A 10179-nucleotide genomic window follows, 5' to 3' on the forward strand; every position below is an offset into this window, starting at 1 on the left:
GATAAGTCGTTTGATAAGGCTCTTATGCTTTTTCAGATTTTCCGACTTGGCCGAATAACAATATTCATGGCAAACACCATCAACAGGCTGGTCGTCAGGATCACTACTGTACTGACGATGGCCACCTCTCGAAGTGTTGTCCAAGCGTTTGTAATCGCTTCCTTGTGACTTGGATGAAGACTTAAAACACCGTAACTTTTGTCACGATAGTCGATGCTTTGCATGGCAGGTGATTTGAGGCTGAACAGTTTGGGATACACCCAACTAAACCAGGAAGGGGCGGCGGAAAGGTGATTGGCTCCTTTGCAATAATGATAGACCGCATCGTCCAGATGATTGTGAAAAGATAAGCAGGCACCTGGGGCTTCAGGTGATTGTGTCCACAGACTTAAATCTGGAAAAGCAGACGCGAGACCGGTGTTGGTGGCGATTCGAATGGCTTGTACTTTGAGTTGATTGGACGCTGAACTCATTGCCCGCTCATTGGCAGAGGAAAACGCCTCGTTGGCTCGATGCAAACTCCAGATTGATGCCAGTATCAGACAACTCATTGCAATGATCAGAATCAGAGTGACGACATAGGTCCGCAGGCTGGGTTTGCTGATCATTTATCGGAAAATCCTTCTAGCGACTGTCAAACACAACAAAATAACGGGCAAAATGCCCAGATGAATGCAGTCATTTTGCCGTCGCCCCGGTTTTTTATGATTTATATAATCAGAAAAAGTCAATCATTAAATGAGGCCTGAACAATGCAAGACTACGTCTTTAACGACTCAAATATCAAATGGAGCAGGCTCGATGTTTTTGATAATTTTGAATATTCAATTCTGAATGTTGATCATGACAACAAAGTCATTGATGTGCTTTTCAGATTTGCTGCCAACAACCCAATAGTGCTGCATAGACATTGCGCGGTAAATCATACTTTTGTCATCCAAGGCGAACATTGCCTTTACCATCCAGATGGACGATTAAAGGAAAGGCGGCAGACAGGTAGTTACACCATCAGTCAACCAGATGAAGAACCCCACACGGAATGTGGTGGAGACACGCCTGTAGTCGTCTTATTCAGCATTCGTGGCACAGATGGCGTGATGTATCAGATTCTGAGTGAGCAACAGGAAATTATTGCTGAGTTGGGGTTCGAAGAGTTTGAAATGCTCTATCAGCAACAATTTGAGCCGGCAGCTTTGTAATATGAAAATTCTTTCAATTTTGTCGGTTCTTAAGTTGTGTGTTTTTTTGGCATTTACTGAAGTAGTTACAGCTGAACCTCAACTGCCTGACACCATTGTCCTGCATATTGAGTTAAGAGGCGATGACAGCCTTGAACATATGAGAGCGCATGATCAGGTCATGATGAAGAAGACAGCGGAGTATCTGCGTCAGCAACTGAATCAAAAGACTTCATTAAGGGTGTTGTCTGATGAAAAGAGCATAGCGGCTATAAGCAAGGCTGAATCAATTTTCAATCTTCAACAATGCAATGGCTGTGAATTGGAACTTGCCCGGCAGTTAGAAACACGTTTTGTTGTAGTGCCCTGGCTGTTTCGAATGAGTATTCTAGTGCAAACCATGTACATCGAAGTCAGGGATGCGGAACAAGACAAAGTGATTACCCATATTGGCCGTAACTTCAGAGGCAATACTGATGATGCCTGGCAGCATGCGGTGGACAGTCTGATTCGCGATCTCAGTTTGCAGTATTCGCCAGCGGAAGCACTTTGATGAGGGTTCGATAACCCAGAGCCGTAAACCACGGCCAAACTCTGGGTACGATAGGCAGCAGTGGACTCTGTTATTATGGCAGGCCTTTGTGCTGGGTAGTCCTCACCAATGAGCAATCATGATTTTGCCTCTCTGTCTGTTTCAGCCGCTCAGTTAAAAGCGCTGGAAACGCTCGAATATCATCAAATGACGCCGATTCAGGCGCAAAGCTTGCCTGCAATTCTGCAGGGGCAGGATTTGATTGCTCAGGCCAAAACTGGCAGTGGCAAAACAGCGGCTTTTGGTATTGGCTTGTTACAGGCCATTAATCCCCGGTTCTTTGGCGTGCAAGCATTAGTGCTGTGTCCAACACGCGAATTGGCTGACCAGGTGGCCAAGGAAATTCGCAAACTGGCGAGTTTTATGCCCAACATTAAATTAGTGCTGTTGTGTGGAGGCAAACCCATCGGACCACAGATTGGTTCTTTAGAACATGGGGCACATGTTGTGGTGGGTACGCCGGGCAGGGTGCAGGATCACTTGCGTAAAAACACGCTGAAACTGGATGGGCTAAAAACACTGGTGCTGGATGAAGCGGACCGCATGCTCGACATGGGCTTTGCTGAAGTCATGCAAGACATCATCGACCAGACACCAAAGCAGCGACAGACACTGCTGTTTTCAGCAACTTACCCTGACGATATCCGAAAAATAAGCAAACAGTTTCAGAATAATCCGGTGTCGGTGACGGTTGAGTCCGAACACCGGCCGGACGTTATTGAACAGGTGTTTTATGAGGTGAGTAAGCAGGATCGTGACAACACCCTGTTGGCATTGTTTGAACATTACCAGCCACGCAACGCCATTGTGTTTTGTCATACCAAAAAGCAATGTGATGAAGTGGCCAACCTGTTGCAACAACATCGCATCACGGCACTGCCAATTCATGGTGATCTGGAGCAACGGGATCGCGATCAAGTGTTGGTACGCTTTGCCAACAATAGTTGCTCAGTATTGGTTGCCACTGATGTGGCGGCACGCGGGCTGGATATCAAAGCACTTGAAATGGTGATTAACTACGAATTGCCACGAGACCCTGAGATTTACGTGCATCGTATTGGCCGGACTGGCCGGGCAGGGGAAACCGGCATTGCCATGAGCATTGTTACACCTGCAGAAACCCCACGTATTATGGCGATTGAAAACACGCTCAAGCAGCCTGGCCGCTGTGATGTGCTGGCATCATTAAGACGTGACAAAGCGTTTACGATGGAGGCACCGATGACCACCATTCAGCTCGATGCCGGTCGAAAAAGCAAATTACGACCCGGCGATATTCTCGGCGCGTTGACGGGCGATGCCGGTCTGAAAGGCTCGCAAATTGGTAAAATCGACATCTTTGATATGTCCAGCTATGTCGCCGTGGAAAATGCTGCTGTGCGTCAGGCGATCAACTATCTGGCACAAGGCAAAATCAAGGGACGCAGCATTCGCGCCCGAAAGATTCAATAAACCCATTGCATGAACCCACTGGTTTTACAAATCACCTTGCAACAATGGGATAAATCCCAGCAGTCTGCCGAGCATGTGGCAGCCAGGCAACAACTGCCAAATCGCCATAGCATCGAATCTGCTAATGTTGCCGAGCTGTTTAATGGCCGAGTGCTGCTGGATCAGCATGGCGATAATCATACTGTCAATCGAATTCGCTACCAACTGGTTGATGATCGTTTCCTGCTGATTGATCGGTTTCGTTTTGATTTACAAAAGCAAACAGTCGAGTTCAAGGCGAAGCTTGAGTCGAATGTTGAGCCTGTATTATTGGCGACCATTGAACAGGGCTGGATTCAATGCCGTTATCAATGGCGCTATCGTGTTGATGAATCGGGTTTTATCTTCTGGCGTTATGAAACGGTCACAATCAATGCGGCCTTTGTCGAACAACTTAACTCTCAACTTTTTCTTCACAGCCCACCGATACAATCATTCCCCAATCTTGTCTGAACCTGAGTCTCTGATGAGCATCACCCAGGGCGATGGCAAGTCATTGACAGGGTGCAGTGTCATATCAAAGGGGCCTTTGATGAAAATGAGTTATCTTGCCAGCATGTTGATGCTGTCTTCGCCAGTGCAGGCGGTTGAAGTGGAAAGTTGTGAAGCCTGGAGCGCTAAAGCGCGTACCTATGCCACCTGGCGGCTGGAAGGCATGTCCATTGCTGAAGCCATGCAGCAGACTATTGGCAATCGTTCCCGTGGTTTATTGCTGCAAGCCTACCAGTTGCAAATTCCAGATGATTTTCAGGCGCAGTATGAAACCATCAGTGCTTTTGCTGATGGCATATACGAACAGTGTCAGCTTGCCGAGCAGATGAGTGAAGACTGATATGATTCAGTTCAGAAAAATCCTGAGTCTGATCAAGCAAATTCCGCTAAGTAAAATTGCAGCATCCACCTAAGATATGAACCGTAACACCTTTGTTGTTAACTGATGCGAGGATACGACCATGTGGACTAAACCAGAATATTCAGATATGCGTTTCGGCTTTGAAGTCACAATGTACATCTGCAATCGTTAATTCGATTGACGAAATAGATGAAAAAAGCCCCCGGTAGCAATACCGGGGGCTTTTTTTTGTGCTTTGGGAACAGCGCTCTAGAGAATAGTCGGGTTCTCGGCATCACCATACACTTCCTTGGGATCGAAGGTTTTATGATCTTCGGTAAAGATCAGTCGACTGCCTTGTGATAATTCAGTCGCAACTGGCACTCGTCGATAAAAACAGGATCGATAGCCAACATGGCAGCTGGCACCTGAGCCCGCAACATTGACGCGTATCCAAATCGCATCCTGATCATCATCTACACGCATTTCCACGATTTTTTGCACCAGCCCACTGGTGGCACCTTTATGCCAGAGCATTTGTCTGGAACGGCTCCAGTAATGTGCTTCACCAGTTTCAATGGTTTTCTGCAAGGCTTCGGCGTTCATATAACCCAGCATCAGTACTTCACCACTGGCATGATCGGTAGTGATGCAACTGATCAGACCATCGTGATCAAATTTGGGGGCCAGTCGATGACCTTCTTCCACTTGTTCGATGGTTTGCCGGGCTGCAAACATGGGATTTTCTGCAAAAGATTTAGTGTGCATGATTTATCTCGTCTGTTTTCCAGCTATGTTCAAATTTAATGGGCATGCCCTGTGGAGGTTTGTCCTGCAAAGCTTGGTCACGAACCACGACATGTCCGCGAATAATCGTATGAATCGGCCAGCCAGTAATCTGCTTGCCATCATAAGGTGTCCAGTCGCTGATACTGGCGATCCAATCACTGGAGATAGTCCGTTTGGCCGACAAATCAACAATGCTCAAATCAGCGTCATAGCCAATGGCAATCCGGCCCTTGTTGATCAAACCAAACAAACGGGCAGGGCCAGCACTGGTTAAATCGACCAGACGTTGCAACGTTAATCTGCCCTCATGTACATGATTGAGCATGATTGGCAGTAAGGTTTGGACCCCTGTCATGCCACTGGGACAGTCAGGATATTGGCGGGCTTTTTCCTCAAGCGTATGCGGTGCATGGTCACTGCCAATCACATCCACCAGTCCATTTTCAATGGCCTGCCACAAAGCATCCTGATGATGCTTTTCCCGAACCGGTGGATTCATTTGTGCCAGTGATCCCAGTTGTTCATAGCATTCTGGGGCAGTCATGGTCAGGTGATGGGGCGTGACTTCTATGCTGACGTGATGTTTGTGTTGTGCCAGAAATTCCATTTCATCAGCGGTAGAAACATGCAGCACATGCAAACACCGGCCGGTTTCCTCCGATAGTTGCACAATTCGGCGGGTAGCCAAAAATGCGCTTTCTACATCTCGCCACAGATGGTGTTGTCGTACATCATGACTGCGTTCAACGATCTCGCGGCGCTGGCTTAATCGCGATTCATCTTCGGCATGAATAGCGACGCGACGACTTCCATGCGAAAGGATTTGTCTGAGCACCTCGTCATCATCCGCCAGCAGATCGCCAAATGAACTGCCCATAAATACCTTGATGCCACAGACTCCCGGCAACTTTTCCAGTGCAGCCAATTGGGTTGCATTGACCGCAGAGCCGCCAATATAAAAGGCATAGTCGCACCAGGCATTGTTGTGCGCCAGATCCAGTTTTTGTTGCAGATCAGCTTCACTGATGGTGAGTGGCTGGGTATTGGGCATTTCAAACACGCCGGTAATGCCGCCAAGCACAGCACCGCGCGTACCGGCCTCAAGCGTTTCTTTATGTGTCATGCCGGGTTCGCGAAAATGCACCTGGGTATCCATGACGCCCGGTAACACATGCAGTCCGGTGGCAATAATCTGTTGCTCAGCCGTCCAGCCAGCTTGCAGATCACCCAAGGCCACAATTCGACCATTCTGGCAGGCAATATCAATCTGTTTTTCACCTGAGGGCGTGATGACGCTGCCACCGGTAATCAGCAGATCTGCGTGACGCCGATTGAGTTTGTTGTGTAAATCCTGATTACTCATGAGGGTTACAGCTCGTTTTGAATGAGTTTGTAGCCGCGAACCAATTGATTATTGGTTTGAGCAACATCTTCAGAAAACAGGCTGGCATCCACAGAAACCGGTGGAAACTGGCTTAAATCAGTATCACTGCCAAGGCGAACTGAGGACGGCACATAACAAAGTTCTGGCAAATCACAGCCATCAACCACGGTACTATGTCGCACCACACTGCCATTGCCCACTTGGCAATTAAACAGCACGCTGTTAAAGCCGATAAACACATCACTGCCAATCGTGCAGGGCCCATGGATAATGGCTCGATGCGCAATTGATGTCCGTTCGCCGATATTGACACTGGCACCTGATTTTGAATGGATGACCACACCATCCTGAATATTGGAATCAGCAGCAATGTGGATGGGCTCTATCTCGCCTTCGGCGTTGATTTCGTCAGCGCGAATAACGGCATACGGGCCAACAAAAACATTTTTTTCGATGACGACCAGGCCGCAGATAATGGCGGTGGGATCAATAAAGGCATCGGGATGAATTTGCGGCAGATCGCCGCGCGGGTTTTTGCGAATCATGGGGTTCTCATTTCAGGTTATCGGAATAGGGTGGGCGCGTCGTCGCAACAACCGTGTCAACAACGTCAGGTGCGGAAACTCGAGCAACATGCCAATGACAATGGCGGCATAAATCAGCGGTTGTCCCGGCAAGGCCACCATGGTCACTGCCAGCATCAAAGGTGCGTTGCGGGCGGCAATGGTGATCGTCAACAGGGCATGATCGGCGTGGGGAAATCGAAACGCTCGACTAAGCAGCTCACTGAGCACAAACGTCAGAATGAAAAAGATCATCACACTGAGCAGCAACCAGATAAATACGCTGCTATGCGTTAACAAGACGGTGATATTGCTGGCAAAAATGGCAGCAACCAGCAATGACAGCAATACAGGCAAATACCGACTGACCTGATCGGACACCGTCTGAACCTGAGCTGCTGATATCAAGCGGCGCAAGCCATAACGTGATACCAGCGCGATGATGAGCGGTAATAAAAACCACTGCAGCAGTGTGCTGATGATCAGATGTGGTTCAATCTGCACATGATTGCTGGTGAAGATAAAAAGATAAAACGGGTACAGTAACAACTGCACCAGCATATTGATTGGAATCAATGCCGATCCCATAGAGACATTGCCTTCGGCAATCCGAGTAAAGCCAAGAAACCAGTCGGTGCATGGCGACATAAAATAAATCATCATGCCGACCATGATCAGTGGGTAATCCGGTAATAACAGCATTGCAATGCTGTAGCCAATCAAGGGTACACACACAAAATTGGCGATCAGACTGACGCTTAAAAGACGTCGCTGCTTGAATGCGCCCAGGATCTCGTCAAAACGAACCCCAAACAGCAAAAAAGTGATCATGACAAACAGGGTAGGGTCGATCAGATTGCCAAACGTTTCACCATTCGCCGGAGAAATATAACCAATCATGGCGCCGGCCAGGATACTGAACAGCATCAGCAGGGAAATACCATTGATGCCCAATTTGTTGATATTGCTAATCGTGGCTAACATTCGCAGTCTCCGCAGCATTCGTTATTGCCAAATGGGCCCCAGGGCATGTTGTCACCCTGCAAAGCTCGCGCATCGAGTTGCAGACACTGCGCCAAGCTGGTGCCAAGTGCTGCAAAACGTTGTCTGAACTTGTAGATAAAGCAGTAAATTCGTTCTTCCTGTCGTAATTGCGGGCCGACCAGGAATAATCCGGGAGTTCGGGTGGATTCATCGGCTTCGCTGACCAGCAGATCACCTTCATCACTCCAGGCCCAGAGTTCAGCTATCTGCCGGGCACCGCCGCCATTTATAAAACCTGTCGCCAGAATTGGCGCCTGTGTTGTTTGCCAGTGCCGTCCATCTCTTGCTGTTATGCGAAATTGGCCATCTTCGTTGGCAGCGACTTGTGTCACATCCACATCAAAGCAAACGTCGAGTCGTTCACTGAGCAAAGCTTGGTGAAGTCTTTCTCTGGTATAAGGCGACAGGCAGATACTTGGATCATCAGAGTTGTGACTATCCCAACTGGTCTGTCTGACCAAAAGCCGTACATCACATCCAGATTTGATCAAATTGACACTGGCATCGATACCGCTTTCATATCCACCAATCACGGTGTAGTGACCAGTGCGAAAATCTGACCAGTCGCTGACCTGTGCATAATGCGGGCAATAATTTGCACCGGGAAATGGCGTTAAATCAGGAAACTGAAATTCGCCTGTCGCCCAAATCAAAAAACGACTATGTATTTGACCATTGGCTGTTTCCAGCAAGAATCCCTGGGCCTTGTCGGCAGATACATGGTGGACTTTGCAGTGTGTTTGAACCGGTACTTTGTGCTGGCTGACCAGTGAGGCAAGATAAGCTGCATATTGTGCTCCGCTCAGATGCTCAGCATTGGCAAAGACCGCAGGCGAGCTAGCAGCAGTGATACTGTTCAGATCTGCCAGACCAAAAGGGTTGCTGTGAAAAGACGGTGTAATAAAACGGGTTTGTGCTGGCCAGCGATGAAATGACTCACCAATGCGGCCACTATCCAGTACGATAAAATTCAGCCCAGGTATTTTTTGCAGAGTCAGCGCCATGCCAATGCCGGCAGCGCCAGCACCCACAATCACCACATCATAGTCAGGCTTTGACTGTTCCATCAGCAAATTCCCTCGAGCACTGAAAAAAGTGATCCATTTAATGAGCGCCTGCCGGCAGACAGTCGGCAGCAAAGCTTTGTATGCGTTCATACATCAACGACAGTCCATTGGCGCGCTGTGTTGAGAGATTTGCCAACAACCCCGTCTCATGTAAAAAACGGGGAGGGCAATCAATCACTTCCTCTGGCCGTCTGCTTGAATACACCTTGAACATTAACGCCATCAAACCGGCAACAATCAACGAATCACTGGTGCCGTCAAAATGCAAAACACCTTTGTCATCACATTTTGAATCAATCCAGACACTGGCCTGACAGCCGTATAAGCGGTTGTTTTCTGACTTTTGGCCGGTAAAACTTTTATCGAGGCGGCGTCCCAGATCGACTAGATAACCATAACGTTCTGTCCACTCTCCAAGGTGTTGAAAATCATTGATAATCTGTGTCTGGCAGTCTGTAATGTTCTGATGATGATTCGTCTGACTCATTAAATATTCTTAGCTTTTAGGGTAGTTGGAACGGATAAATTCTGGAACTTCATCTTTTTATTGATATGTTATAACATATCTATGTATTGTGATTCCAGATACCAAATGTTTGACTCACAACCTGCAACGAAGCAACGTTCCAGAACCATCTATATGGGTCATATCAGATACCGGCCATTGCATGGGTTGCCGATCAATTTCTGCTCGCATCTCTTTCAGGTGTCGCTGATAACCAAGCCCTGTCATCAAGCATATTTCCTGACATCGTAACGATGTAAGTCCATTGGTAACGGAGATAAAAGGTGACTATAAATAGATACGATACATCATAACAATATTGGTAGAGGTAAACATGAAACCAGCCACAAGCACTGAGCTCAAACCAATAGCATCTGCAGCTCTGCACCTTGCTGGGAATACGCCACAGATCTGGGATGACCAGCAAGCCGCCTACTATCTCAAAGGCATTGAGCAATCTGATTATGCAGAAAAACTGGGCAATACCTTGCTTGAATTGGTCGGTAAGCAGGCGCAGTTATTGGACATCGGTGCTGGGGCTGGCACTGTCAGCCGTCGCATCCTGGAAAACAATGCCCAGTGGACAGCAATAGAACCCAACGCTTTCCTTGCCGATTACCTGACGGCTCACCAATCAATATGGCCATTCCAACTCAATGTCATCCAACAAAGCTGGCAACAGACGGCGTCCGATGATCTTGCTGTGCATGATGCCAGCCTGGCGGCCAACACCA

14 protein-coding genes are annotated in these 10179 nt (G+C 48.0%); 7 read left to right on the plus strand and 7 right to left on the minus strand.

Translation table 11 applies throughout. The annotated features are described in order from the left end of the window. Nucleotides 1–32: 32 nt before the first annotated feature. Complete coding sequence (locus MPL1_RS12635; protein WP_009727527.1) at nucleotides 33–608, minus strand: hypothetical protein; 576 nt, start codon at nucleotides 606–608, stop codon at nucleotides 33–35. Nucleotides 609–752: 144 nt separating this feature from the next. Here MPL1_RS12635 and MPL1_RS12640 point away from each other — a divergent pair, with 144 nt between their 5' ends. From MPL1_RS12640 to pqqA, 6 genes are all read left to right on the plus strand, one after another. Beyond that, the gene (locus tag MPL1_RS12640) at nucleotides 753–1199 is read left to right on the plus strand and encodes a hypothetical protein (protein WP_009727528.1); all 447 of its coding nucleotides are present in this window, start codon (nucleotides 753–755) and stop codon (nucleotides 1197–1199) included. 46 nt (nucleotides 1200–1245) lie between these two features. Beyond that, nucleotides 1246–1731, plus strand: a complete 486-nt coding sequence (locus MPL1_RS12645) for a DUF2380 domain-containing protein (RefSeq protein ID WP_235045592.1) — start codon at nucleotides 1246–1248, stop codon at nucleotides 1729–1731. A gap of 108 nt (nucleotides 1732–1839) precedes the next feature. Beyond that, nucleotides 1840–3222, plus strand: a complete 1383-nt coding sequence (gene dbpA, locus MPL1_RS12650) for an ATP-dependent RNA helicase DbpA (protein WP_009727530.1) — start codon at nucleotides 1840–1842, stop codon at nucleotides 3220–3222. 9 nt (nucleotides 3223–3231) lie between these two features. Next, nucleotides 3232–3714, plus strand: a complete 483-nt coding sequence (locus tag MPL1_RS12655) for a hypothetical protein (RefSeq protein WP_009727531.1) — start codon at nucleotides 3232–3234, stop codon at nucleotides 3712–3714. Nucleotides 3715–3727: 13 nt separating this feature from the next. Then, nucleotides 3728–4093 carry a hypothetical protein gene (locus tag MPL1_RS12660; protein WP_040577172.1) on the plus strand — a complete coding sequence of 122 codons (366 nt, stop codon included), beginning with the start codon at nucleotides 3728–3730 and terminating at the stop codon, nucleotides 4091–4093. 121 nt (nucleotides 4094–4214) lie between these two features. Next, on the plus strand, nucleotides 4215–4286 hold the full coding sequence (gene pqqA / locus MPL1_RS13505; RefSeq protein ID WP_081443609.1) for a pyrroloquinoline quinone precursor peptide PqqA: 72 nt from the start codon (nucleotides 4215–4217) through the stop codon (nucleotides 4284–4286). A gap of 77 nt (nucleotides 4287–4363) precedes the next feature. Here the strand turns inward: pqqA and hisI are convergent, their stop codons facing one another. The 6 genes from hisI to MPL1_RS12690 are packed head-to-tail and all read right to left on the minus strand — an operon-like array spanning nucleotide 4364 to nucleotide 9427. Beyond that, entirely contained in the window at nucleotides 4364–4861 is a 498-nt protein-coding gene (gene hisI / locus MPL1_RS12665; RefSeq protein ID WP_009727533.1) for a phosphoribosyl-AMP cyclohydrolase, read from the minus strand. Continuing rightward, nucleotides 4851–6245 (minus strand): dihydroorotase, encoded by a 1395-nt coding sequence (locus MPL1_RS12670; protein WP_009727534.1) that lies wholly within the window; start codon nucleotides 6243–6245, stop codon nucleotides 4851–4853. The genes hisI and MPL1_RS12670 overlap by 11 nt, the downstream gene beginning before the upstream one ends. A gap of 5 nt (nucleotides 6246–6250) precedes the next feature. Then, nucleotides 6251–6811: an LbetaH domain-containing protein gene (locus tag MPL1_RS13645; RefSeq protein ID WP_009727535.1), complete on the minus strand. Its 561-nt coding sequence runs from the start codon at nucleotides 6809–6811 to the stop codon at nucleotides 6251–6253. A 12-nt stretch (nucleotides 6812–6823) separates the two neighbouring features. Next, nucleotides 6824–7813 carry an arsenic resistance protein gene (locus MPL1_RS13650; RefSeq protein WP_009727536.1) on the minus strand — a complete coding sequence of 330 codons (990 nt, stop codon included), beginning with the start codon at nucleotides 7811–7813 and terminating at the stop codon, nucleotides 6824–6826. Then, nucleotides 7807–8940, minus strand: coding sequence for an NAD(P)/FAD-dependent oxidoreductase (locus MPL1_RS12685; protein ID WP_009727537.1), 1134 nt, complete (start codon nucleotides 8938–8940; stop codon nucleotides 7807–7809). The genes MPL1_RS13650 and MPL1_RS12685 overlap by 7 nt, the downstream gene beginning before the upstream one ends. Before the next feature lie 37 nt (nucleotides 8941–8977). Further along, nucleotides 8978–9427, minus strand: a complete 450-nt coding sequence (locus MPL1_RS12690; protein ID WP_009727538.1) for a SufE family protein — start codon at nucleotides 9425–9427, stop codon at nucleotides 8978–8980. A 352-nt stretch (nucleotides 9428–9779) separates the two neighbouring features. Here MPL1_RS12690 and MPL1_RS12695 point away from each other — a divergent pair. Further along, a partial coding sequence (locus tag MPL1_RS12695) for a methyltransferase domain-containing protein (protein WP_009727539.1) occupies nucleotides 9780–10179 on the plus strand: 400 nt, incomplete at its 3' end.

It is taken from the genome of Methylophaga lonarensis MPL, from assembly GCF_000349205.1.
Classification (GTDB): domain Bacteria; phylum Pseudomonadota; class Gammaproteobacteria; order Nitrosococcales; family Methylophagaceae; genus Methylophaga; species Methylophaga lonarensis.